This window comes from Nocardioides sp. GY 10127 (assembly GCF_004919085.1).
Classification (GTDB): Bacteria; Actinomycetota; Actinomycetes; order Propionibacteriales; family Nocardioidaceae; genus Nocardioides.
This window is the reverse complement of sequence record NZ_STGL01000007.1, coordinates 102,294-126,878: the sequence shown is the minus strand read 5'-3', so window position 1 is coordinate 126,878 and position 24,585 is coordinate 102,294. Positions and strand designations below refer to the sequence as shown.

20 protein-coding genes and 1 riboswitch are annotated in these 24,585 nt (G+C 74.8%); of the genes, 9 read left to right on the top strand and 11 right to left on the bottom strand.

What is annotated here, in order from left to right; all coding sequences use genetic code 11:
- Window positions 1-71 precede the first annotated feature (71 nt).
- The gene (locus E8D37_RS12980; RefSeq protein WP_136570210.1) at window positions 72-401 is read left to right on the top strand and encodes an antibiotic biosynthesis monooxygenase; all 330 of its coding nucleotides are present in this window, start codon (window positions 72-74) and stop codon (window positions 399-401) included.
- On the opposite strand, the gene E8D37_RS12975 is transcribed toward E8D37_RS12980, so the two are convergent.
- Entirely contained in the window at window positions 368-1,480 is a 1,113-nt protein-coding gene (locus E8D37_RS12975) for an FUSC family protein (RefSeq protein ID WP_240770404.1), read from the bottom strand. The two genes, E8D37_RS12980 and E8D37_RS12975, sit on opposite strands and share 34 nt — an antisense overlap.
- Window positions 1,481-1,663: 183 nt before the next feature.
- Between E8D37_RS12975 and E8D37_RS12970 the strand changes: the two genes are divergently transcribed.
- Window positions 1,664-2,422 (top strand): beta-phosphoglucomutase family hydrolase, encoded by a 759-nt coding sequence (locus E8D37_RS12970; protein WP_240770403.1) that lies wholly within the window; start codon window positions 1,664-1,666, stop codon window positions 2,420-2,422.
- Window positions 2,419-5,016 carry a glycosyl hydrolase family 65 protein gene (locus E8D37_RS12965; protein ID WP_136570209.1) on the top strand — a complete coding sequence of 866 codons (2,598 nt, stop codon included), beginning with the start codon at window positions 2,419-2,421 and terminating at the stop codon, window positions 5,014-5,016. The genes E8D37_RS12970 and E8D37_RS12965 overlap by 4 nt, the downstream gene beginning before the upstream one ends.
- Before the next feature lie 21 nt (window positions 5,017-5,037).
- Here the strand turns inward: E8D37_RS12965 and E8D37_RS12960 are convergent, their stop codons facing one another.
- Window positions 5,038-5,508, bottom strand: a complete 471-nt coding sequence (locus E8D37_RS12960) for an SRPBCC family protein (RefSeq protein ID WP_136570208.1) — start codon at window positions 5,506-5,508, stop codon at window positions 5,038-5,040.
- A gap of 81 nt (window positions 5,509-5,589) precedes the next feature.
- Between E8D37_RS12960 and E8D37_RS12955 the strand changes: the two genes are divergently transcribed.
- Window positions 5,590-6,597 (top strand): EamA family transporter, encoded by a 1,008-nt coding sequence (locus tag E8D37_RS12955; RefSeq protein WP_206055741.1) that lies wholly within the window; start codon window positions 5,590-5,592, stop codon window positions 6,595-6,597.
- A gap of 44 nt (window positions 6,598-6,641) precedes the next feature.
- Window positions 6,642-6,965 (top strand): hypothetical protein, encoded by a 324-nt coding sequence (locus E8D37_RS12950; RefSeq protein ID WP_136570206.1) that lies wholly within the window; start codon window positions 6,642-6,644, stop codon window positions 6,963-6,965.
- On the opposite strand, the gene E8D37_RS12945 is transcribed toward E8D37_RS12950, so the two are convergent.
- From E8D37_RS12945 to gatC, 8 genes are all read right to left on the bottom strand, one after another.
- A complete protein-coding gene (locus tag E8D37_RS12945; protein ID WP_240770402.1) occupies window positions 6,952-7,812 on the bottom strand; it encodes an ECF transporter S component in 861 nt (286 codons plus the stop codon). The two genes, E8D37_RS12950 and E8D37_RS12945, sit on opposite strands and share 14 nt — an antisense overlap.
- Window positions 7,809-9,506, bottom strand: coding sequence for an ATP-binding cassette domain-containing protein (locus E8D37_RS12940; protein WP_346763594.1), 1,698 nt, complete (start codon window positions 9,504-9,506; stop codon window positions 7,809-7,811). The genes E8D37_RS12945 and E8D37_RS12940 overlap by 4 nt, the downstream gene beginning before the upstream one ends.
- A gap of 26 nt (window positions 9,507-9,532) precedes the next feature.
- Complete coding sequence (locus E8D37_RS12935) at window positions 9,533-10,828, bottom strand: energy-coupling factor transporter transmembrane protein EcfT (protein WP_240770400.1); 1,296 nt, start codon at window positions 10,826-10,828, stop codon at window positions 9,533-9,535.
- The gene (locus tag E8D37_RS12930) at window positions 10,825-11,916 is read right to left on the bottom strand and encodes a hypothetical protein (protein WP_136570205.1); all 1,092 of its coding nucleotides are present in this window, start codon (window positions 11,914-11,916) and stop codon (window positions 10,825-10,827) included. The genes E8D37_RS12935 and E8D37_RS12930 overlap by 4 nt, the downstream gene beginning before the upstream one ends.
- A gap of 2 nt (window positions 11,917-11,918) precedes the next feature.
- Window positions 11,919-13,028, bottom strand: coding sequence for a hypothetical protein (locus E8D37_RS12925; RefSeq protein WP_136570204.1), 1,110 nt, complete (start codon window positions 13,026-13,028; stop codon window positions 11,919-11,921).
- A gap of 88 nt (window positions 13,029-13,116) precedes the next feature.
- A riboswitch (cobalamin riboswitch) is annotated at window positions 13,117-13,254 on the bottom strand.
- A gap of 101 nt (window positions 13,255-13,355) precedes the next feature.
- A complete protein-coding gene (gene gatB, locus E8D37_RS12920) occupies window positions 13,356-14,855 on the bottom strand; it encodes an Asp-tRNA(Asn)/Glu-tRNA(Gln) amidotransferase subunit GatB (RefSeq protein WP_136570203.1) in 1,500 nt (499 codons plus the stop codon).
- Window positions 14,855-16,408, bottom strand: a complete 1,554-nt coding sequence (gene gatA / locus E8D37_RS12915) for an Asp-tRNA(Asn)/Glu-tRNA(Gln) amidotransferase subunit GatA (RefSeq protein WP_136570202.1) — start codon at window positions 16,406-16,408, stop codon at window positions 14,855-14,857. The genes gatB and gatA overlap by 1 nt, the downstream gene beginning before the upstream one ends.
- The gene (gene gatC, locus E8D37_RS12910) at window positions 16,405-16,704 is read right to left on the bottom strand and encodes an Asp-tRNA(Asn)/Glu-tRNA(Gln) amidotransferase subunit GatC (RefSeq protein WP_136570201.1); all 300 of its coding nucleotides are present in this window, start codon (window positions 16,702-16,704) and stop codon (window positions 16,405-16,407) included. Before gatC ends, gatA begins: the two co-directional genes overlap by 4 nt.
- 122 nt (window positions 16,705-16,826) lie before the next feature.
- Here gatC and E8D37_RS12905 point away from each other — a divergent pair, with 122 nt between their 5' ends.
- A complete protein-coding gene (locus E8D37_RS12905) occupies window positions 16,827-18,572 on the top strand; it encodes an insulinase family protein (protein ID WP_136570200.1) in 1,746 nt (581 codons plus the stop codon).
- Window positions 18,573-18,618: 46 nt separating this feature from the next.
- On the opposite strand, the gene ligA is transcribed toward E8D37_RS12905, so the two are convergent.
- On the bottom strand, window positions 18,619-20,859 hold the full coding sequence (ligA, locus tag E8D37_RS12900) for an NAD-dependent DNA ligase LigA (protein ID WP_206055740.1): 2,241 nt from the start codon (window positions 20,857-20,859) through the stop codon (window positions 18,619-18,621).
- Between the two features lie 105 nt (window positions 20,860-20,964).
- On the opposite strand from ligA, the gene E8D37_RS12895 reads away from it, so the two are divergent.
- From E8D37_RS12895 to E8D37_RS12885, 3 genes are all read left to right on the top strand, one after another.
- Window positions 20,965-21,657 (top strand): alpha/beta fold hydrolase, encoded by a 693-nt coding sequence (locus E8D37_RS12895; RefSeq protein ID WP_206055739.1) that lies wholly within the window; start codon window positions 20,965-20,967, stop codon window positions 21,655-21,657.
- Window positions 21,658-21,974: 317 nt separating this feature from the next.
- Entirely contained in the window at window positions 21,975-22,589 is a 615-nt protein-coding gene (locus E8D37_RS12890; protein WP_136570199.1) for a TetR/AcrR family transcriptional regulator, read from the top strand.
- Between the two features lie 189 nt (window positions 22,590-22,778).
- Window positions 22,779-24,434 (top strand): MFS transporter, encoded by a 1,656-nt coding sequence (locus E8D37_RS12885; RefSeq protein WP_240770399.1) that lies wholly within the window; start codon window positions 22,779-22,781, stop codon window positions 24,432-24,434.
- Window positions 24,435-24,585: the final 151 nt, after the last annotated feature.

Below are 24,585 nucleotides of genomic sequence, written 5' to 3'. Positions count from 1 at the left end.
CGCGGGCCGCGGCTCACAACCCCTTCACCCTCGCGCTCGTCGAGGGGCGGCCCGGGGGCGATGATCGGTGCGTGCACACTCCGCTCCCCGGCCAGGTCGTCACCGTCTTCCGCAACCGGCTCCGCCCCGAGCACGAGGGTGACTACCGCGCCGAGCTCGAGGTCGTGGCCGCGCTGGCGGAGGGCATGCCCGGGTTCGTGGAGACCAAGACGTTCACCGCCGCCGACGGCGAGCGCTGCACCGTCGTCACCTTCGCGGACGCGGCCGGCCACCGCGCCTGGGCCGAGCACCCCCGGCACCGGGCGGCCCAGCGCCACGGGGTCGAGGCCTACTACGCGGAGTACTCGATCGCGGTCGGCGAGACGACCTACGCGAGCTCCTTCGAGCGCGGGAGCAGCTGAGCCGCCGCCCAGCCGACGAGCAGGCCGAGGACGACCCCGAGCAGCGTCTGGAGGCCGCGGTCGAACAGCAGCGTGCCCATCGGCTCGGGATTGGCCACCTGCACCATGAGGAGCGCCAGCGGGGTGATGAGGAGCAGCGCGAGCGCGTAGTTGCGCATCACCAGCAGCTCCACGCAGCCCTGGAGCACGACGACGAGGAGCACCACCACGAGGCCCGGCGGGTCGATCCACAGGAGCACCGCAGCGATCGCCAGGCCCACGAAGGTGCCCAGCACGCGGTGGATGCCGCGGACGAGCGCGGGCAGCCACTCGCGCGCCATGAGCGGGACGACGGCCGAGACCATGGCCCAGTAGGGGTGGCCGATCCCCAGCGCGGTGGAGACGCCGCCCGCGAGCAGGACGGCGACGCCGGCGCGGACGGCGTGGCGACCCATGTCGGTGGGGCGGACGTGCGGCGGCGGGGTGGGAGCGGCGTCCTGCCCCGCGCGGGCGCCGCGGGCGCCCAGCATGCCCGCGACGGCGGAGACGACCAGGCCGAAGAGGACGGAGCCGGAGCCCACGAGGAGCGCGGCGAGCACGGTGGTGCCGGTCGCCGGGATGGCCGAGCAGGCGCCGAGGGCGAAGACGGTGAAGAGCGGGCCCGGCGGACGCCAGCCCCAGTGGTCGGACAGCAGCGAGCCGACCGCGGCGAAGGCCGCCGTGACGGGCACGGAGAGCCAGGCCCGGTGGTCGGAGAGCGCGACGACCGCGCCGATGGTGACCGACAGCGCCAGCCACGCGCCGGCCCGCGCCTGCATCCCGACGCGGGCACGCCACGGGTCGTTGCGGGCGTAGACGGCGCAGAAGGCGCCGAAGGTGGCGTACGCCGACCAGGCCAGGTGCCCGGTGCCCCACAGGAGCAGGAGCGGCACTGCCACCGTGAGCGCGGCGCGCAGCGCGACCCGGTGGGCCCCCGCGTGCGGCCCCACGGCGACGATCTTGTGGGCCAGGTCCTGGGTCAGGTCACGTCGTGTGTCCTGCCGCGACTGCTGGGGGGCGGTGGTGCTCGGCGCGGGCGGGGTCATGTCGCCGTCAACCACGCGGGGTCTCCCTTCTCCTCCGAGCCACTTCCACTGACCGGAAGAGAGGTGGCTCACGTCCCATGATCCCGGACGCCGGGCGCGGGGCCCGACGGGTGGGGCCCGGCACACCCCGCGCGCTGTCAGGTGCGTCTCAGCCCCGTGCCCTGTCCCGCCCGCGGGCGCACCGCCTAGGCTCGCCGGGTGACCAACGAGACGATCACACCGGACTGGCGCGCCGTCGGCGCCGTGCTCTTCGACCTGGACGGCGTCCTCACCCCCACCGCCGAGGTGCACATGGTGGCGTGGGGCGAGATGTTCAACGCCTTCCTCGCCGACGTGGACGACCCGGGCGCGGACACCTCGCCGTACACCGACGCCGACTACTTCGCGCACGTCGACGGCAAGCCCCGCTACGACGGCGTCCGCGACTTCCTCGCCTCGCGCGGGATCACGCTCCCCGAGGGCGGGGCGGACGACCCCGCGGACGCGGTGAGCGTCCGCGGCCTCGGCAACCGCAAGAACCAGGCCTTCAACGAGGTCCTCGAGCGCGACGGCGTCGCCGCCTACCCCGGCTCGGTGCTGCTCCTCGACCACCTCGCCGAGGTCGGTGTGCCGCTCGCCGTCGTGAGCTCCTCGGCCAACGCCCCGTCGGTGCTGGCCGCCGCGGGCCTCACCGATCGGTTCCGGCTCGTGGTCGACGGCCGCGTCGCCGCCGAGGAGGGGCTCGCCGGCAAGCCCGCGCCCGACACCTACCTGGCCGCCGCCGAGCACCTCGGCGTCCCGGCCGACGCCGCCGTCGTGGTCGAGGACGCCGTCTCCGGCGTCCGCGCCGGCGCGGCCGGCGCGTTCGCCCACGTGGTCGGCGTCGACCGCGGGGTCGGCGCCGACGTCCTGACCGAGAACGGCGCCACCACCGTGGTCGCCGACCTCGCCGAGCTCGTTCCCGGAGGTCCTGCATGAGCCGCGTCCACGTCCACGGCGACCCGCTCGACCGCAGCAGGTTCGGCCTGGACCCCTGGCGGCTCACCGAGACCGCGTACCGCGCGCACGACCTGGGCGTGACCGAGACGCTGTTCAGCGTCGCCAACGGCTACCTCGGCATGCGCGGCAACCCCGAGGAGGGCCGGGACGCCTACGCGCACGGCACCTTCGTCAACGGCTTCCACGAGACCTGGCCGATCCGGCACGCCGAGGCCGCGTTCGGCTTCGCCCGCACCGGCCAGACGATCGTCAACGTCCCCGACGCCAAGCTGATGAAGCTGTACGTCGACGACGAGCCGCTCACGCTCGGCACCGCCGACCTCGAGCACTACGAGCGGAGCCTGGACTTCCGCGACGGCGTGCTGCGCCGCAGCCTGATCTGGCGCACGCCGGCCGGCAAGCGGGTGAAGGTCGACTCGACCCGCATGGTGTCGATGACCCAGCGGCACCTGGCGCTGCTCAGCCTCGAGGTGACGCTGCTGGAGGGCGACGCCCCCATCGTCATCTCCTCCCAGCTGCTCAACCGGCAGGACGGCAAGGACGAGTACCACGACCCCAACGCGGCGATGGGCGAGGGGATCGACCCGCGCAAGGCGGCGAAGTTCGAGGAGCGCGTCCTGCTCCCCCGCCTGCACTACGCCCGCCAGGACCGGATGATGCTCGGCTACATGTGCGCCAACTCGCACATGACGATCTGCGTGGGCGCCGACCACGTCGTCACCACCGACGCCGAGCACGAGGTCATCGTCCGCGACGACGAGGACCTCGCGAAGACCGTCCTCCGCGTCGACGCGGCCGAGGGCCAGACCGTCCGCGTGGACAAGTACGTGGCCTACCACAGCTCGCGTGGCGTCCCGGTGCGCGAGCTCTCCGACCGCTGCATCCGCACCCTCGACCGCGCCAAGCGGCACGGCTTCGACGACGCCCTGGCCGAGCAGCGGGCCTACTACGACACGTTCTGGGCCACCGCCGACGTCGAGGTCACCGACGACGACGCGGACGCCGAGCAGCTCGCCGTCCAGCAGGCCATCCGGTTCAACCTGTTCAGCCTCGCCCAGGCCTCGGCCCGGGCGGACCAGCAGGGCGTGCCCGCCAAGGGCGTCACCGGGTCGGGCTACGAGGGGCACTACTTCTGGGACTCCGAGATCTACGTCTCGCCGTTCCTCACCTACACCCAGCCGCAGCTGGCCCGGAACCTCATGCACTTCCGCTCGCGGATGCTGCCGGCGGCCCGCCAGCGCGCCCGGGAGATGGCCCAGTCCGGCGCGCTCTTCCCGTGGCGGACGATCAGCGGCGAGGAGGCCTCGGCCTACTACGCGGCGGGCACGGCCCAGGTGCACATCGACGCCGACGTCGCCTACGCCCTCGTGCAGTACGTGGCGGCCACCGGCGACGTGGGCTTCCTGGTCCGCGACGGCATCGACATCCTCGTCGAGACCGCCCGCATGTGGGCCGACCTCGGGTTCTGGCGCTCCAACGGCGTCCCCTCGTTCCACATCCACGGCGTCACCGGCCCGGACGAGTACACGACCGTCGTCAACAACAACCTCTTCACCAACGTGATGGCGCGGTTCAACCTCGAGGAGGCCGTGAAGGCCTGCGAGCTGGTCGAGCGCGACTTCGCGGACGAGTGGAAGCAGGTGCGCCACCGCCTCGACCTCACCGAGACCGAGATCGAGGAGTGGCGCCGGTGCGCGGCCGGGATGCACATCCCGTTCGACGACGGCCTGGGCATCCACCCGCAGGACGACTTCTTCCTCGACCGGGAGGTCTGGGACCTCTCCAAGACCCCGGACGAGCTGCGTCCGCTGCTGCTGCACTACCACCCGCTGGTCATCTACCGGTTCCAGGTGCTCAAGCAGGCGGACGTCGTGCTGGCGCTCTTCCTCCAGGGCGACCGGTTCACGCCCGAGGAGAAGCGCGCAGACTTCGAGTACTACGACCCGATCACCACGGGCGACTCGACGCTCTCCGCGGTCGTGCAGTCGATCGTCGCGGCGGAGGTGGGCTACCACGAGGTGGCCTGGAGCTACTTCCTGAACTCCCTCTTCGTCGATCTCGCCAACCTGCACGGCAACACCGTGGACGGCATGCACATCGCCTCCACCGGCGGCATCTGGTCGGCGCTGGTGTGCGGGTTCGCGGGCATGCGCGACCGCGGCGGGCGGCTGTCCTTCGACCCCCGCCTGCCCGACACCTTCCCGTACCTGCGCTGCGGCATGGTCTGGCACGGCACGCGCCTCCAGGTGCACCTGGACCGGGAGTCGTTCAACCTCGAGGTCGTCGAGGGCAGCGAGCCCGTCGCGGTCGTGGTGCGTGGCGAGTCCTACGTGGTCGCCCCGGGCGAGCCCCTCAAGGTGGCGCTGGACGGCTGCGGCACCCGCCTCGCGGGCACGCTGACCGAGAAGCCGCAGCTGGGCGGCGTCCGCGCCGACGGCACCCGCATCACCGCCGGGGTGCCCGAGCCGATCGCCCTGGACGAGGACGTCGACGAGGCGACCGCGCTGGCCATGAGCCAGCCGATGAACGGCGCGCTCGGCCCCGAGCCGACCCTGGAGGCGGGCGAGTACTGAGCCGGCGGGCGTGACCGGGGCTCAGGCCCCGGGCACGCCCGCCTCGAGCTCGGACTTGAGCCGGGCCAGGCCCTTCTCGAAGTCGGCACCGACGAGCCGGTCCATCGGGACGAACCGCGCCAGCAGCGACCACAGGCCGGTGTTGCGGCCCCGCATGCGCCACGTGACCCGGGTGCCGTCCGCCACGGGCTCCACCAGGAAGGCGAGGTCGTTCGTCGCCTTCATCGGGCGGGTGAACGCCAGGTCGATGGCCACCTCGTCGGGCGTGACGGCCGTGATGCGCATCGAGCCCGCTCCGGCCTTCCGGTTGCCGGTCCAGCGGTAGGACGCGCCCTCCCCGCTGTCGGGGCCGTCGTACTCACGCGTCATGGCCGGGTCGACGTCCTCCCACGGCGACCAGCGCCGCCACTCGCGGAAGTCCACCACCAGGGCCTGCACGTCGGCCGGGTCGGCCGCGACCGTCGTCGCGCGCGAGACCTCGAAGTCACCCATGCCGCGGAGCCTAGGGATGCGCGGCCCCGAGCGCGAGACCTGGTCCGGTACCCGTCTCACCCGACACCTAGGCTGAGCCGCGTGACGCTCCCCGACCCGCGCCCCCGGCCCCGGGTCCACCCCGTCGTCCTGGTCCTCGTCGGCATCGCCTCGGTGCAGCTCGGCGCGGGCATCGCCAAGTCCCTCTTCGACGTCGCCGACCCCACCACCCTGGTCTGGCTGAGGTTGGTCACCAGCTCGCTGGTGCTGCTCGCGTTCGTGCGTCCCCGCCTGCGCGGTCACTCCGCCCGGGACTGGGCCGTGGTCGTGGCCTTCGGTGCCTCGCTGGGCCTGATGAACTGGGCGATCTACCAGTCGTTCGCCCGGATCCCGCTCGGCGTCGCGGTCACCCTGGAGTTCACCGGCCCGCTGCTGCTGGCCGTCGCCGGCTCCCGCCGCGCCCGGGACCTCGTCTGGGTGGTCCTGGCCGGGCTCGGCGTCGTCCTGCTGGGCGTCGACGGCGGAGGGTCCGTGACGCTCGTCGGGGCGCTGCTGGCCGTGCTGGCCGGTGGCTTCTGGGCGTCCTACATCCTCCTCAGCGCCCGCACCGGCGCCTCCTGGCCCGGGCTGGACGGGCTGGCGGTGGCCAGCACCATCGGGACGCTGCTGCTCACGCCCGCCGTGGTGGGGCCGGCGCTGGTGGGGCACCCCGACCCGGCGCTCACCGACCCGCGCGTGCTGCTGCTGGGCGCCGCCGTCGGGTTGCTCTCGTCCGTGGTGCCGTACTCGTGCGAGCTCGTCGCGCTGCGGACGCTGCGCCCCAGCGTCTTCGGCATCCTCATGAGCCTCGAGCCGGCCGCCGCGGCGCTGGCGGGGCTGCTGGTCCTCGGCGAGACCCTCGGCCCGGCGCAGTGGCTGGCGCTCGTCTGCGTCGTCGTGGCGAGCGTGGGGGCCACGCGTGCGCCGGGGTCGCCCGTGCCGACCGAGGGCCCGGTGCCCGCGGAGGCGCCCGATGCCACCTCTGTCACCGACGGTGCGGACGAGCCCGGACCGGTGCCGTTCACAGAGAAGTCACATGGTGTTGCCCCGGAGGGGTCGTCCCCTCTTTAGGTTAAGAACTGCCAGCCGCCTTCTCCGCCACCCAGGAGGCACCCGTGCACCCCTCGCTCGCACCCGGCACGCCGCTCCGGCTCGTCGCCGACCACCCTCGCTCGCCGCTGTCCCCGCTCGCCCGGCGCCTCGCCCGGGTGCTGGAGGACAGCGTCCTCGGCTCCCGTCGCAACGCGATGCTCGCCTCGACCACCCTCGCCGCGGCGCGCGCCGAGCGCGACGACGTCGAGGCCTTCCTGCGCGCGCACGACGCGCGCCACCCGGCTCCCTCCGCGGAGCCCACGACCGCTGCGCCCTCGACCGCTGCCACCGCGCCCACCACGCCGGTCGTCGCCGCGGCCGTCGCCCCGGCCGTCAGCGCGCGCTGAGCTCCGCGGGGTCCGCGACCCGGCCGGTGACGGTGGCGCGCCGCGCCGCGCGCCGCAGCACGGCCAGGATGCTCGGCCCGAGCACCACGATCGCGACGGCGTTGGTGATCGCCCGCATGGTGTCCCAGCCGCCGGTCGACGTCAGCAGCGTGTAGACGGCGAACCGGTGGAGGTTCTCCAGCACCGGCGCGCCCGGCACGTAGGTGAGGCCTCCGGCGGTCCCGTCCGCCGAGACGGCGCCCGTGGCGGAGCCCAGGGCGAACGGCCAGCTGGAGAGGTTCATCAGTGCGCCGAAGAGGTAGGCGGCCAGCACGCCGTAGGCGGCCAGGAGGACGATCTCGGCGCGGCCGCGCAGGCGGCGGCCGCCCAGGCGCTGCGGCAGCAGGCCGGCGAGCATCCCGACCCACGCCGAGCACAGCATCTGGAACGGCAGCCAGGGCCCGACCCCACCGGTCATCAGCGCGGACGCCAGCAGGCTGGTGCAGCCGAGGGCGAAGCCGAACCCGGGCCCGAGCACGCGCCCGGCCAGGATCAGCAGGAAGAACACGAGCTCGACCCCCGCGAGCCCCGGGGAGATCGCCCGGGCGACGGCGTTCACCGCCGAGAGCACCCCCAGCAGCGCCAGCGAGCGGGCGTCGAGCCCGCCCTCGCTCAGCTCGGCGAGCACCACGGCGACGACCACGGGGAGCAGCGCGAGGAAGAGGAACGGCGGGTCGAGGCGGCTGCCGTCGCTCCAGGACGCGGGGACGCGCACGAGCAGCGGCCAGACGAGCATCATCAGCCCGGCCAGCGAGGCCAGGCCCAGCACCCAGGCCGAGCGGCGGGTGAGCGGGACGGCGGCGTTCACGCGTCCGCCCCCGAGGTCGGGCCCACCGAGGCGAGGGCGGCGCGGACCTCGTCGACGACGAGCCACGGCGCCCCGAGCACCTTCGTCACCTGCGGGCTGAACGCGGGCGACTCCGCGAGCACCGCGCGGGCCGGGCCGGACGACACGACCTCGCCCTCCGCCAGGACGAGGGCGTCGTCGGCGGCCAGCGCGGCGAACTCCACGTCGTGGGTGGCCACCAGCACGGCCCGCCCGCCGGCGGCCAGGCGCCGCAGCGCCCGCGCCAGCGCGTCCTTCGCGGAGTAGTCCAGGCCGCGGGTGGGCTCGTCGAGGAGCAGCACCGGCGGCTCGGGCACCAGGACCAGCGCCAGGGCCAGCGCCAGGCGCTGGCCCTCCGAGAGGTCGCGCGGGTGCACGGCGTCCCGGACGCCGGGCGCCATGCTGTCGAGCACGGCCCGGGCGCTCCCCGGCCCGCCGGTGCCGCGCGCGGCGGCGTCCGCGTCGGCGGAGGCGAGCTCCTCGCCGACCGTCTCGAGGTAGAGCAGGTCGCCGGCGTCCTGGGGCAGGAGGCCGACGAGGCCGCGGCGGCGCTGCGGCGGCAGGGCCTGCGGGTCCTGGGCGGCCCCGCCGTCCGTCGGCGTGACCGCGACCCCGCCGGCCGTGCGGCGGCGCGTGCCCTGGAGCGCCCAGAGGAGCGTGGACTTCCCGGCGCCGTTGCGGCCCATCAGGGCCGTCACCCGGCCGGCGGGCAGGTCGAGCGAGACGTCGCGCAGGACGACGCGGCGGCTCGCGCCGCGGTCGACCGCCACGGTGAGGTCGCAGGCGGTGAGGCCTGAGCCAGGAGCCTGCCCGGCAGTCGCTTGGACGGGCGGTTCGGCGGTGGCCGGCCGTTCCGCCGGCCGCTCCCCCAGCCGCTCCCCCAGGTCCCGCGCCCGGCGCCGGGCGTCGCGGACGCTGAGCGGCAGCGGGTGCCAGCCGGCGGCCCGGCCGAGCTCGACCAGGGGCGGCGCGACCGGGGCGTCCTCGAGCAGGACGGCGGGCTCCCCGACGTCCAGCCTGCCCCCCGGGTGCAGGAGCGCCAGGGTGTCCGCGAACGGGAGCACGCGCTCGAGGCGGTGCTCGGCGACCAGGACGCTGGTGCCGAGGTCGTGCACGAGCCGCGTGAGGGTGGAGAGGACCTCCTCGGCGGCTGTGGGGTCCAGGGCCGAGGTCGGCTCGTCGAGGACGAGGAGCCGGGGGTGCATGGTGAGGACCGCGCCGATCGCGACGCGCTGCTGCTGCCCGCCGGAGAGGGTGCGCAGGTCGCGGGAGCGCAGGTCGGCGATGCCCAGCAGGTCGAGGGTCTCCTCGACGCGCCGTCGCATGGTGCCCGCGGCGAGCCCGAGCTGCTCCATGCCGTAGGCGAGCTCCTCCTCGACGGTGTCGGTGACGAACCCGAGCGCCGGGTCCTGCCCGACGACGCCGACGACGTGGGCGCGCTCGCGCGGCGGGGCGTGCAGGACGGACTCGCCGTCGAGGCGGACGTCGCCGACGAGCACGCCGCCGGAGAACCGCGGCACCCGCCCGCCGACCACGCCGAGGAGCGTGGACTTGCCGACCCCGGTCGGGCCCGCGAGGACGACCAGCTCCCCCTCGTCCACGACGAGGTCGACGTCGCGCAGGACGGGTCGGGCACCCAGCCCGCGCTCGCCCTCCTCGGGGTAGCCGAACGACACCCCGGACAGCTCCAGCAGCGGCGGCCTCACGGCAGCACCCCCTCGTGGTCGGGCGTCCCGGCGACACCGGAGGCCTCCCGGGCGGGCAGGGAGCGCGCGGGCAGCGGCGCCGCCAGCCCGCTCAGCACGGCCACGACGGCGGCCGCCAGCGCGGCCGGGGCGAGGCCGGGCGGTGCGTCGGTGCCCGGATAGGCCAGCAGGACGTGGGCGTGGCTCGTCCAGACCCCCAGCGCGGCGACCGCGACGCCGCCCAGGGCGACGACGGCCTCGGGCCAGCGCCAGCGGTCGGGCCGGTAGCGGGTGCGGACGACGCGCGCCCCGGCGCCGCGCAGGCCGAGCACGGCGGCGACGACCCCCAGGGCGAGCGCGGGCAGGGCGAGGACGCGCGGGGCCGTCTGGTCCAGGACGGCGTAGACGCCGACGCAGACCCCCACGAGGCCACCGATCATGAGCGCGCCGGTGCGCCGACGCGAGGCCCGCGACGCGCCGCCGCTGCGGCCGTAGCCGCGGGCGTCCATGCCGGCGGCCATCGCCAGGGAGCGGTCGAGCGCGTCCTCCAGGACGGGGACGAGGAGACGGCGCAGGCCACGCACCCGGCCGGTCGGCCCCGACCGCAGCGATTGGGCGGCCCGCACGCGCTGCACGGACTCCGCGAGCTGCGGCAGGACGGTCACGGCGACGACCAGCGCGGTGCCGACCTCGTAGAGGGCGGCCGGCACCGACCGGAGCAGGCGCTTGGGGTTGGCCAGGGCGTTGGCCGCGCCGACGCAGACGACGATCCCGGCGAGCCGGAGCCCGTCGTAGAGCCCGGCCAGGATCGTGGGGAGGGTGACCGGCCCGAGCAGGGAGATGCCCGCGGCGAAGGACGGGAGCGGGACGGTCGGGAGGTCGAGCAGGACGGTGCCGGTGGCGTAGGCGCCGCCGAGGAGGATGCGGAAGACGACACGCAGGACGACGATCGCGGCCCCGAGCGCCAGGTAGAGCCGGAAGGATCGCGCCCACGGCTGGTCGCCGCGCCGGGCGGCGACGACGACCGCGGCGGAGCCGACCAGCAGGAGCAGCGCCCAGGGGTTGGTGGTGAGCGAGGCCGCGGTGGCCAGGCCCAGGGCCCAGACCCACCAGGCCACCGGGTGCAGGTCGCGCGGCAGCCTCGCCGTGCGCGCCCGGTGCACGGCCCGGGCGGCGCGGCCGCGGCGCGCGGCCGTGCGGGCGCGCTCGTCCTGCGGCACCCCGTCACGCGCCGGAGCCGGCGCCGGGGTCCCCGGCGCCGGCTCGACGCTGTCGTCCACTCCCGCCCGCGGGCGGTCCTGCGTGCTGGTCACCGTGGCTCGGACCCGCTGCCACCGGTGCCGCCGGGCCCGCCGGCGCGGTGCCTCCGCGCGAGCACGGCGCCGCCGCCCGCGGCCGCGAGGACCACCAGGCCGATCGGCGCCACGTACCACGGCAGGCCGCCGTCGGCGGTGCTCGCCGAGGCGTCCTGGAGGTCGTCGGTGGTCTCCCCGGCGTCCGCCGAAGCGCTCGCCTCCCCCGATACGGAGGCGGACGCGGAGGCGGAGTCGCCGGCCGACGCAGTGGCCGAGTCACTGGCCGACGCCGAGGCGCGCTTGCCCGCCTTCCCGCCGGTCTGCTTCGCCCGGGTCCCGGTGCCGTCCGCCGAGGCGGACGCGCTGGCGGAGGCCGAGGCGGACGCCCCGGACCCGCTGCCGGACCCGCTCCCCGAGGAGCTGCCCGAACCACTGCCGGAACCACTGCCGGAACCACTGCCGGAGCCGCTGCCCGAGCCACCGTTCGAGGAGCCGCCCGAGCTGCCCTTCGAGGAGCTGCCGGAGCCGCCCGAGCTGCCCTTCGAGGAGCTGCCGGAGGAGCTGCTGGCGGTGGCCGTCGCGACGGTCACCGGAGCCGCGGTGGTGGGCTGGACGGTGCCGGACTGGTCGTCCCACGCGAAGGCCACGGAGCCGCCGGCCGGGACGGTGAGCGACCAGGCGCCCTTGTCCGCGTACGTCCAGCCGCCGTCGCCGTCACTGACCCACAGCCCCCAGTAGGCGCTGGCGGGCGAGGTGTTGACGCAGGGGTCGGACGTCGGGACGCCGTCGACCCGGCACACGAAGCCGGGCGTGCGGGTCGGCTGCTCGAGGGTGTGACCCGCGTCGGCGAAGAGGTCGGCCGCGGTCTCCCCGCCGCCGCCCGGGACGCACGTGGTCTGCACGCCGCCGCCGAGGTCGTTGAACTCGACCACGACGCTGACGCCGGTGGAGCTGGTGCAGGTGGCGGCCCCGGCCGGGGCCGCCACCAGCACGCCGACGCAGGCCGGCGCGGCCGCGAGCGCGAGACCCACGGCGGCGCGCAGGACCCGCCGGCCCGGGGCGCTCGTGCCCCGGGTCGGCGGGGTGGCTGCGACGGTGCTGCTCATGCTCAGGCCTGGCAGGCGGCGAGGCTGAGGTTGTCCAGCGCAGGGGCCGCCTGCGAGGACGCGCGACGCCACTGGTCCTGGGTGGAGGTCGTGATGCCGTCGGTCTGCGCGGTCTTGTAGGTGCCCTTGGTGTAGGCGATCGCGCCCTTCTGGCCGGCCAGCGCGGTGCCCTTGAGCGTGCCGGTCACCTGGACGTCCTTGAGCCACTGGGCTGCGTCCTGGGCAGCGGCGCAGGCGCCGCTCTCGCCCAGGGCCCACGAGGCGAGGCCGGTGGAGTTGGCGTTGGCGGTGCCGCTGCCGGTGGAGCCGAAGGCGCCGTTGGTCTTCTGGACGCTGCGCAGCCACGTCTTGGCGGCCTTCACCGCCTGGTTGATCTTCTTGGTGCGGACCCCGTCGACCTCCTTCAGGGAGATCACGGCAAGCGCGGTGACGTCGACCGAGGGGGCGCTGGCCGAGGCGTCGCCGCCGTCGCAGGTCTGGTCCTCGGCCGTGTCGTCGCTGGTGAAGGACTGGCGGAAGTAGCCGGCGGAGCACTGCTGGTCGAGCAGGTAGTCCACGACCTCGACCGTGAGGTCGGAGCCGGTGTCCGCGAGGGCCTCGGCGGCGAACGCCTGGCCGATGGTGCCGGCGTAGTCCGTGCCGGTGGAGTCGTCGGAGATGCGGCCGGTGCTCACGCCGTCCGTCGTCACCATCGACTCGAGCTGGGCGATCATGTCGGTGCCGTCGACGTCGGTGGCGTCGCCACCGGTGCGCTCGACGGTCGCGGCGAGCTTGGCCACGGACGAGGCGTAGACGTCGGAGCCGTAGGAGACGTAGCTCGACGCGTCCGCCTCCACGGCGGCGACGGCGCGCTGCTCGGCGGCGGTGCGACGGCCCATGGCCTGCAGCGCCAGGGCGACGTCGAGCGTGAGGCCGAGGTCGTCGTAGTCCCACGAGTCGCTGTGGACGACCCCGTCGGTGAGCTGGGCGGCCAGCCAGGAGGCGGCGACCGACTGGCGGGTCTTCGGCGTGGGGGCCGCGGCGCCCGCCGGGGTGGCGACGGTGACCGCGAGGGCGGCCGACGCGACGGCGGCCGTCGTGAGCGTCGCGACGCGACGCAGGGAGATCTGCACTGGTGTTTCCTTCCCGCTGCACACGAGCGGGAGAGGACGACGGACCCGGTGCCCGGCGTGCCCACCCGCCGCTTTCCTCGACAGCGCGTGAATCAGGACGCTCCACGGCGGGTGTTCCGGCTCACCGCGCCCGCGCGAGCAGCGACGGGCGGCGGCCTACGGTTGCGGGTCAGCGCCGGACTTCGACCGGCTTCCCCCACACGCGGGCGTGTCTGGAGTTGTGGGCTCACCCTACGACGAACGGCCCCGATCACCTACGCGCCAGCGTGGTGATCGGGGCCGCGGTGCACCCTCTTGACGCGAGGGGCCGTCGTGCCTGGGGTGGGCTCAGGTGAGCTTGGCGAGGATGAGCTCGCGGACCTTGCCGGCGTCCGCCTGCCCGCGCATCTCCTTCATCACCGAGCCGATGAGCGCGCCCGCCGCGGCGACCTTGCCGTCGCGGATCTTCTGGGCGACGTCCGGGTTGGCCTCGATGGCCTTGTCGACGGCCGCGGAGAGGGCGCCGTCGTCGGAGACGATGCCCAGGCCGCGGGCGGCGATGATCTCGTCCGGGGTGCCCTCCCCCGCCAGCAGGCCGTCGAAGACCTGTCGGGCGAGCTTGTCGTTGAGGGTGCCGGCGTCCACGAGCTTCTGGACGGCGGCGACGTCGGCCGGGCTGACGCCGAGCTCGGAGATCTCCGCGCCGGTGTCGTTGGCGCGTCGGGCCAGCTCGCCCAGCCACCACTTGCGGGCGGCCTGCGGGGCCGAGCCGAGGGCGATGGTCTCCTCGACCAGGCCCAGCGCTCCGGCACCGACGGTGTCGCGCATCTCCAGGTCGGTGAAGCCCCACTCGGCCTGCAGGCGGGCCCGCTTCGCGGTCGGGTTCTCCGGCAGCGTCCCGCGCAGCTCCTCGACCCACTCGCGGCTCGGGGCCACCGGGACGAGGTCGGGCTCGGGGAAGTAGCGGTAGTCCTCGGCGTCCGACTTCTCGCGCCCGGACGTGGTGATGCCCGAGTCCTCGTGGAAGTGGCGGGTCTCCTGGAGGATGCTGCCGCCCGCGTCGAGGATGCCGGCGTGCCGGCTCATCTCGAAGCGCACGGCCCGCTCGACGGACCGGAACGAGTTGACGTTCTTGGTCTCGGTGCGGGTGCCGAGCTTCTCGGCGCCGATCGGGGCGAGCGACAGGTTCACGTCGGCGCGCAGGTTGCCCTGGTCCATCCGGGCCTCGGAGACACCGAGCGCCACGATCAGCTCGCGGAGCTGCTGGACGTAGGCGCGGGCGACCTCGGGGGCCTTCGCCCCGGCGCCGGTGATCGGCTTGGTGACGATCTCGATGAGGGGGATGCCCGCGCGGTTGTAGTCGACCAGCGAGTAGTCGGCGCCCTGGATGCGGCCGGTGGTGCCGACGTGGGTCGACTTGCCGGTGTCCTCCTCCATGTGCGCCCGCTCGATGCCGACGCGGAAGGTCTCACCGTCCACCTCGACGTCCATGTACCCCTCGAACGCGATCGGCTCGTCGTACTGGGAGGTCTGGAAGTTCTTCGGCATGTCCGGGTAGAAGTAGTTCTTCCGGGCGAACCGGCACCACTCGGCGATCTCGCAGTTCAGCGCGAGGCCGATGCGGATGGCGGCCTCGACGCCGCCCCTGTTGACCGCCGGCATGGAGCCGGGCAGGCCGAGGCAGGTCGGGCACACCTGGGTGTTCGGCTCCGCGCCGAACGCGGTGGAGCAGCCGCAGAACATCTTGGTGGCCGTCGACAGCTCGACGTGCACCTCGAGGCCCAGCGCGGGCTCGTAGCGGGTGAGGACCTCGTCGAAGTCGACGAGCGTCTCGGTGGTGGCGCTCATCAGAGGGCCCCTTCCGTGCTCGTGAGGGTGGCGACCTCGGGGGCCCGGTCCAGCAGCGGGCCGCCCCACTCCTTCTCCAGCGCGGCCTCGAGGGCGGCGCCGACGCGGTAGAGCCGGTCGTCGGCCAGCTGCGGGGCGAGGATCTGGAAGCCGACCGGGAGGCCGTCCTCCTCCGCGAGGCCGGCGGGCAGCGACATGCCGGGCACGCCCGCGAGGTTCGCGGGGATGGTGGCGAGGTCGTTGAGGTACATCGCCAGCGGGTCGTCGAGCTTCTCGCCGAGCTTGAACGCCGTGGTCGGCGCGGTCGGGCTGACCAGCACGTCCACGGAGGCGAACGCGGCCTCGAAGTCACGCTGGATGAGCGTGCGGACCTTCTGCGCCGTCCCGTAGTAGGCGTCGTAGTAGCCCGAGCTCAGCGCGTAGGTGCCGAGGATGATGCGGCGCTTGACCTCGTCGCCGAAGCCCGCGTCGCGGGTGGCGCGCATGACGGCCTCGGCCGACGGCGAGTCGTTGCCCTCCGGCATCACGCGGAGGCCGTAGCGCATCGCGTCGAAGCGGGCCAGGTTCGAGGACGCCTCGCACGGCATGACCAGGTAGTAGGCCGCCAGCGCGTGGACGAAGCTGGGGCACGAGACCTCGACGACCTCGGCGCCCGCGGCGACGAGCTTGTCGAGCGCCTCGGTGAAGCGGGCCCGGACGCCGGCCTGGTAGCCGTCGCCGCCCAGCTCGGTGATGACGCCGACCTTGACGCCGGTCAGGTCGCCCGCGGCGCCCTGCTTGGCGGCGTCCACGAGCGAGGGCAGCGGCTCGACGACCGAGGTGGAGTCGAGGGGGTCGTGGCCGCCGATGAGCTCCTGCAGCAGCGCGGAGTCCAGGACGGTGCGGGTGACCGGGCCGACCTGGTCGAGGCTGTTCGCCATCGCCACCAGGCCGTAGCGGGAGACGGCGCCGTAGGTCGGCTTCACGCCGACCGTGCCCGTGACCGAGCCCGGCTGCCGGATCGAGCCGCCGGTGTCGGTGCCGAGGGCCAGCGGCGCCTGGAAGGCCGCCACGGCCGCGGCGGACCCGCCGCCGGAGCCGCCCGGGATGCGGGTGGTGTCCCACGGGTTGCGGGTCGGGCCGTAGGCGGAGTGCTCGGTGGAGGAGCCCATCGCGAACTCGTCCATGTTGGTCTTGCCGAGGATCGGCAGGCCCGCGTCCTTGAGGCGCTTGACCACGGTGGCGTCGTACGGCGGCACCCAGCCCTCGAGGATCTTCGAGCCGCAGGTGGTCGGCAGGCCGGTGGTGGCCAGCACGTCCTTCACCGCGACGGGGACGCCGTCGAGCGCGCTGAGCGGCTCGCCGGCGGCGCGACGGGCGTCGGAGGCCGCGGCCTGGGCCAGGGCGCCCTCGGCGTCGACGTGCAGGAAGGCGTGGATGCCGGCCTCGGCGTCGCCATCCGTGGCGGCGATGCGGTCGAGCGCGGCCTGCGTCAGGGCCACGGAGGTCGTCTCCCCGGCGGCCAGGGCGTCCGCCATCTGCGCGGCGGTGGCACGGGTCAGGTCGATGCTCATGCCTCCTCCCCCAGGATGCGCGGGACGGCGAAGCGCTGCTCCTCCACCTCGGGGGCACCGGAGAGCGCCTGCTCGGCGGTGAGCGAGGGGGTGACGACGTCCTCGCGGAAGACGTTGGTCAGGGGCAGCGGGTGCGAGGTGGCGGGGACGTCGTCCCCGACCACGCCGGTGATCGAGGCGACCGCGTCGAGGATCACCGAGAGCTGCGGGGCCATGTGGTCCAGCTCGGCGTCCGACAGGTCGATCCTCGACAGCGCGGCCAGGTGGGCCACCTCGTCGCGGGTGATGTCAGGCATGGGCACCATCCTAGGAGCGCGCGCCGACGGTCGCGGCCCCCGGTCCGGCCGCGTCCCGGATCCCTGCGGATCGGACCGAACAGGTCCGCCCGAGGCGCTGCCTCGCCTACCCTGACGCCGCCATGGACGAGCTGATGCACCGCACCGAGGTCGACGGCGTCCCCACCTTCTGGTGCGAGAGCGGCCACCCGACCCTCACCGCCCGTCTCGTGTTCCGGCAGGGCACGGCGGACGGCACCCTGGCGACCTCCGGGTGGCTGCACGCGCTGGAGCACCTGGCGCTCGAGGCCGTGGACGGCGGGTCGGGGACGCTCTCGCTCAACGGCTCGGTGGGGCTGCTGGAGACGGGCTTCGACAGCCACGGGCCGAGCGAGGAGGTCGCCGACCACCTCGCGCGGCTCACCTCGTGGATGGCGGACCCGGTGCTCGACCGCTGGGGGGTGGAGCGCGGCGTCCTGCACGCCGAGGAACGGGCCCGCGGCGCCTCGCCGGCGGCCCACGCGCTCACCTGGCGCTACGGCGCGCTCGGCCCGGGGCTGGCGGGCTGGCCCGCCGCCGGGATCGGCGCCGCGGAGCCCGAGGACCTGCGCGACCTGGCCGCCCGGGTCCTCACCCGGCAGAACGCGGCGCTCGTGCTCGACGGCCCGCCGCCGGCCGGCCTGCGACTGCACCTGCCCGACGGGGACCTGCTGCCGCTGCCCGTCGCCGTGCCGTGCGAGCAGACGCTCCCGGCCGGCTACGTCGAGCCGCGCGGCCTCGTCCTCTCCGGCGAGGTCGACCGCGAGGGCCCCCTCTGGCTGGCCCACACGATCCTGGCCCGGCGCCTCACGCAGCGACTGCGGGGCGACCACGGCGCCAGCTACTCCCCCTGGAGCGACTACCAGCCCGTGGACGCCACCCGCGCGGTCGTCCTCGCCGGCGCGGACGTGTCGCCCAGCCGGCTCCCCCGGCTCGCCGAGGACGCGCTCGCCGTCGTGGCCGGGCTGGGGCCGGGCGGGGACGCGCACGCCCTCTCCGCCGAGCTGGACGCCGCGGTCGCGGCCTTCCTGCAGGCCTCCGAGGACCCCCGGAGCCTGCCCGGCCTGTGCGCGGGGCAGGCCACACGACATCTCCAGGGTCGGGAGCCGGAGGGTGTCGGGTCGCTGCGGCGACGTGCCCGGTCCCTCACCGCCGAGGACGTCACCGCGGCCGCCGAGTCGCTGCGCGCCTCCCTGCTCCTCGGGGTGCCGGGCGAGACGGCCTGGAACCACGCCACCCTGCCGATCCTGCAGATGCCCCGCGTCACCGTCGACGGTGCCGAGGGGCGCGCGGTCGTCCGTCTCCGGCACGCCGACTGGCCGGCCGACCCCGCACGGCTCGAGGTCCGCCCGAGCGGTGTGCGGGTCGTGAGCGGCGACCAGGCGGCCGAGGCCCTGCTCGCCGACCTCGCCGGGTGCCTGACCCACCCCGACGGGCTGCGCACGCTCGTGCGCGAGGACGGCTACACCCTCGTCCTGGAGCCGACCGCCTGGGTGGGCGGCGAGCGTCTGCCCGCTCTGCTCGACCCGCTCGTGCCGCCCGGGCTCCTCCTGCCCCAGCCGTCGCGCGAGGTGCTGCCCGAGGCCCGCCGCACCGAGGCCCACCTGCGGTGGGGGCGCTGGGTGGGGCGCTGGGCGGGGCAGCGGACCAGCACGACGGCCGGTCGCTGGGCGACGAGGGCGGTCGTGCTCGCGCTCGTCGCGTGGCTCGCGCTCGGACCGGTGGGCGGGTGGGTGGCCGACCACCCCGGTCGCGTCGTCGGCCCGGTGCTCGCGCTGCTGGGCGCCGCCGCGGTCGCCGCCTGGCTCGACCGGCGCTCTGCGGCCGGCCCGCCTCGCCGGCGGGGCTGACCGGCGGGGCCGGACCGGCGGGGCTGGCTGGACCGGCGGGTGGGGCTCAGGCGTCCGGGCCGGTCTCCGTGTCTGTCTTCGGGTCGACCTCCGGGTCGACCTCCGCCTCCGGCACCGCGACGGCGTCGGGGCCTCCGGCGAGCAGCGCCTTGAACCCGTCCTCGTCGAGGATCGGGACGCCGAGCTGCTCGGCCTTCTCCGCCTTCGAGCCCGCGTTCTCGCCGATGACGACGAAGCTCGTCTTCTTCGACACCGACCCGGCGGCCTTGCCGCCGCGGGACAGGATCGCCTCCTTGGCCGAGTCGCGGGAGAAGTCGACGAGGCTGCCGGTCACCACCACGGTGAGGCCCTCGAGCGTGCGCGGGGTGGACTCGTCCCGCTCGTCCTCCATGGACACCCCGGACGCGGCCCACTTCTCCACGATCTCGACGTGCCAGTCGACGCCGAACCACTCGATGACCGCGGCGGCGATGGTGGGGCCGACCCCGTCGATGGCGGCCAGGGTCTCCTCGTCGGCGTCCCGGATCGCCTGCATCGACCCGAGCTCGGTCGCCAGGGCGCGGGCGGCGGTCGGGCCGACGTGGCGGATGGAGAGCGAGACGACGACCCGCCACAGCGGCAGGTCGCGGGTCTGCTGCCGGATCGCGTCCAGCGCCACGAGCAGGCCCTGGCCGTTCGCGTTGAGGACGCGCCGCCCCTCGACGTCCCCCTCGACCTCGCCCTTCTTCGCCGCGCGCGTGTAGAGGTCGGTGCGGAGCAGCTTGGCCTCGTCGAGGTCGAACAGGTCGCCCTCGTTGGCCACGACGCCCGCGTCCAGCAGGGAGACGACGCCCTCGTAGCCGAGGTTGTCGATGTCGAAGGCCGAGCGACCGGCGACGAACGAGAGCCGCTCGCGCACCTGGCCCGGGCAGCGGTCGTGGTTGGGGCAGCGCAGGTCCTTGTCGCCCTCCTTCTGCTCCACCAGCGTCGTGCCGCAGGACGGGCACTCGGACGGCATGACCCACTCCGGCAGACCCTCGGGCCGCAGCGCGAGCACCGGGCCGAGGATCTCGGGGATCACGTCGCCGGCCTTGCGCAGGATGATCGTGTCGCCGGGGCGGACGTCCTTGCGCTTGACCTCGTGCCCGTTGTGCAGCGTGGCGTTCTCGACCGTGGAGCCGGCCACCTTGGTGGGCTCCATGACGCCGTAGGGCGTCACGCGACCCGTCCGCCCGACGTTCACCCGGATGTCGAGGAGCTTGGCGTTGACCTCCTCCGGCGGGTACTTCCAGGCGATCGCCCAGCGCGGGGCCCGACTGGTGGACCCCAGCCGGCGCTGGAGGGCGGTGTCGTCCACCTTGACCACGACGCCGTCGATCTCGTGCTCGACGTCGTGACGGTGCTCGCCGTAGTGGGCGATGAACTCGCGCACCTCCGCCAAGGTGGGCAGCACCCGCACGCGGTCGCTGGTCGGCAGCCCCCAGGCCCGCAGGGCCTCGTAGGCCTGCGACTGCGCCTGCGGCGCGAAACCCTCCCGGGCGCCGATGCCGTGGCAGACCATGTCGAGCGCCCGCGACGCCGTGACCCGCGGGTCCTTCTGCCGCAGCGACCCCGCCGCCGCGTTGCGCGGGTTGGCGAACATCGGCTTCCCGGCGTCCGCCATCGCCTCGTTCAGTCGCTCGAAGGCGGCCACGGGCAGGAACACCTCGCCGCGCACCTCGACCAGGCGCGGCACCGGGAACTCGTCGGTGCCGGCGAGCCGGTCGGGGATCGAGGCGATGGTGCGGACGTTGGGGGTGACGTCCTCCCCCGTCGTGCCGTCGCCGCGGGTCAGCGCCCGGACGAGGCGGCCCTCCTCGTAGAGCAGGTTGATGGCCAGGCCGTCGACCTTGAGCTCGCACAGCAGGGCCGGGCTCTCCACCCCGTCGCGCGCGAGCCGCTCGTACCAGCCGAGGAGCTCGTCGCCGTCGAAGGCGTTGTCCAGGCTCTCCATCCGCTGGAGGTGGTCGTGGGCCGCGAAGTCGGTGGAGACCGCGCCGCCCACCTTCTGCGTCGGGCTGTCGGGCGTGCGCAGCTCGGGGTGGGCCGCCTCGAGCTCCTCCAGGCGACGCATCCGGGCGTCGAAGTCCGCGTCGTCGAGCGTGGGCGCGTCCAGCACGTAGTAGCGCCAGCGGGCGTCCTCGACCTCCTCGGCCAGCAGCCGGTGCTCCTCGCGCGCCTCCGCGGGCGCGTCGGCCACGGTGTCGGCCACGGGGGCGGGGTCGGTCGCGGGGTCGGCGCTACTGCCGTCGGTGGGGGCCTTGCTCATGGCGCACATCTTGCCGCGCCCCGCCGACAGCCCGACCACCCGATCCGGCGTCCCGCGAGCCGCACCCATCGGCTTGGCTGGTGGCGACGAACCAGGAGCGTGAACATGCGTCCAGCCACCAGCCAGGACACCAGCCAGGACACCGGTGCCGCCCCCGCACCCGAGCGCGGCACCGAGCCCGCGCTCACGCGCGAGGACGTCGACTCCCCGCGCGCCCTCGTGCTGGCGCTGCACGGGGGGACGGTGCGCTCGACCGCGCCCGTGGGCGGGCGGAGCGCGTCGTGGCACCGGATGCGGGCCGTCCAGCGGGCGCTCGTGCCGGGGCTCGCGGACGCCGGGGTGGCGACCTGGCTGCTGCGCTACCGGGTCCGCGGCTGGAACGGCGACGGGCGGGTCGTCCGCGGCGACGCCCGGTGGGCGCTGGAGCGGGTGCGCGAGGAGCTGGGCGAGGTGCCCGTCGTCCTGCTCGGGCACTCCATGGGCGGCAGGGTGGCCGCCCACGAGGCGGCGCACCCGCTGGTGCGCGGGGTCGTCGGCCTGGCCCCGTGGTGGCAGCCGGACGACCCGGTGGACGCGCTCGCCGGGCGGCACGTGCGCGCCGCCCACGGCAGCGCCGACCGGATCACCTCCGCCCGGATGACCGCCGCCTACCTGGACCGGGCGGGCTCCGTCGCGGCCTCGACGGGGTTCTCCCCCATGGGCGCGGTGGGGCACTACATGCTGCGGCGCGTGCCGGACTGGAACGGGGTGGCGCTGCGCGGCTGCCTCGAGGTCCTGCGCTCGACCGGCGACCTCTGAGCCCGCCCGAGCGTTCCTGAAGCGGTATTCCCGGGGGCGGCGGCGTCCCACCGCCGGGTCGGCCGCGGGACGCGGCCGGAACTCGGAGGCCCGCTGTCGGTGGCGGGTGCTTCCCTCGGGAGATGCCTCGTCGCGCGCCCCTTCCCTGCGTCCCCCCGGCGGCCCACCGCCGCTGGGAGGCCGGGGTGTGGCGCAGAACACGCTTGCCGTCCACGAAACGAAACCGTACCGTTTCGTCTCGTTGGAACGGAACCGTACCGTTTCATCCGTGCCCGCCGGCTGGTCCCCAGCCGCCCGTCGCCCCGGAAGGACGCCCCATGACTCCCGTCGAGCCCGGCACCCGTCCCCGCGTCGAGGGCGACCGGGAGAGCGAGATCCTCGCCGCCGGCGTGGAGGTGCTCCTGGAGGTCGGCTTCGACCGACTGACCATGGACGCGGTCGCCCAGCGGGCCCAGGCCTCCAAGGCCACCCTCTATCGCCGGTGGGGCGACAAGGCCTCCCTCGTCGCCGCCGCGCTCGCCCGGCACAAGGGCAGCGCCGCGCCGCCGCCCGACACCGGCAGCCTCCGCGAGGACCTGCGCGGCATGTTCTGCGCCTCCGAGGGCCTGACCGACCCCGCGACCAGCGCGCTCATGGGCAGTGTGGTGACCGCCATCGCGCGTGACCCGCAGTTCGCGACGGCCTTCCGCACCCAGGTCGTCGGCCCCAAGGTGGCCGCGAGCCGGGTGATCTGGGAGCGGGCCCGGGAGCGGGGCGACCTGCGCCCCGACGCGGACCTCGACCTCCTGGAGAGCGCGCTGGCCGGCATCGTCCTGCACCGCGCCTTCGTGCTGGGCGAGGTGCCCGACGAGGCCACCGTCACCCGGGTGATCGACCAGGTCGTCCTCCCCGCCGCGCTCGCGGCCGCCGCGCCCGCCCCCAGCCACGCCTGACCCGCCCCCAGCCACCCCGCACCAGCTGAGACACCTGAGCCACCCGCACCACGTCGACGGAGCAGCGCTCCACCGGGCAGTCGCCCGGACGTCGTCCCGACCGACCACCACCGCGGCCGGTGCCCCGACCGGTACCTACCTCCCGCGCGCCTCCTCCCGCGCGCTTCCCACCCGAACGAAGGACCTCCCGTGACCGACACGTCCACGACCGGCGACCTGACGCCCGACGAGGAGACCGCACCCACGGGCGCGCGTCACCTCGGCTGGGCCCTGGTGCTCATCTCGATCGCGCAGCTGATGGTCGTCCTCGACGCCACCATCGCGAACATCGCGCTCCCCCACATCCAGGTCGACCTCGACATCAGCGCGGCCAACCTCACCTGGATCGTCACCGGCTACGCCCTCGCCTTCGGCGGCCTGCTCCTGCTGGGCGGGCGCCTGGGCGACCTCTACGGCAAGCGCCGCGTCTTCATGATCGGCCTCGCGGTGTTCGCCGTGGCCTCCCTGCTCGGAGGCATGGCCACCAACGAGACGCTGCTGCTGGCCGCCCGTGCCCTCCAGGGCCTGGGTGCCGCGCTCGCGTCCCCGGCGGCGCTGGCGCTCATCACCACGACGTTCCCGGCCGGCCCCGCCCGCAACCGCGCCTTCGCGGTGTACGCGGCGATGTCCGGCGCCGGCGCGGCCGTGGGCCTCATCCTCGGCGGCTGGCTCACCGGCCTCGACTCCGCCTTCGGCTTCGACGTCGAGGGCTGGCGGCTGACCTTCCTCATCAACGTGCCGATCGGCCTGATCGCCGCGGCCGTCGCACCGCTGCTGCTCCCCGAGTCCGAGACCCACCCCGGCGAGCTCGACGTCCCCGGCGCCATCACCGGCACGCTCGGCCTGGTCGGCATCGTCTTCGGCTTCACCCGCGCCGGCGAGTCCGACTACGGGTGGGGCAGCGCCCAGACCCTGCTCTCGCTCGGCGCCGGCGTCGTCCTGCTCGCGGTGTTCGTGCTCATCGAGCAGCGCCGCGAGCACCCGCTGCTGCCGATCCGCATCTTCGCGAACCGCAACCGCGCCGCCAGCCTCATCGCCATGCTCATCGCCCCGGCCGCGATGTTCGCGATGTTCTACTACCTCTCGCTGTTCGTCCAGCAGATCATGGGCTACTCCAGCCTGCGCACCGGCTTCGCGTTCCTGCCCTTCTCGGTCGGCATCATCATCGGCGCGACCGTGAGCTCCAACCTGGTCAATCGCATCCGCCCGAAGTACCTCGCCGGCACCGGCACGCTCATCGCCGCGGCCTGCCTCTTCGGGTACTCCCGCCTCTCGGTCGACGACTCCCCGGCCAACGTCCTGGCCGCGCTCGGCGGCGACCCGATCGGCTCGGACCTCAACTACTGGGTCCACCTCGCGCCGTTCATCCTCTGCATGGCGCTCGGCATGGGCATGACCTTCGTGCCGCTCACCCTCACCGCGGTGCACCACCTGCCCGCCCGCGACTCCGGCATCGGCTCCGGCGTCCTCAACACGATGCAGCAGATCGGCGGCGCCATCGGCCTGGCCGCGCTCTCCACCGTCGCCCTGCACTACATCAACGGCACCGCCGCGGACGTCGCCCCGTCGCTGGCCCAGGGCCTCACGGACGCGGGTGCCGACCCGACGGCGCTCGTGCCCGGTACCTCGACCACCTACCTCGACGCGGTCGTCTTCCAGGCGTCCTTCACCGACGGCGCCACCCACGCCTTCATGTTCGGCGCCGCGATGATGGTCCTCGCCTCGGCGATCATCTGGATCTTCCTCGACGTCCGCCCGGACGAGCTCGCCACCGACGGCCCCGAGGGCGGCGTGCACGTGGGCTGACCCGCCCTGCAGCACCCAGAAGCACCCAGAAGCACCCAGCAGCACCCGCCGAGCCGCGGGACGTCATGCGGAGGGGACGCACAGTCCCTCAGACGCATGACGTCCCGCGGCTCGCGGCGTCCCGGGATCTCCCGAAAGTCTCGGGGGCCGG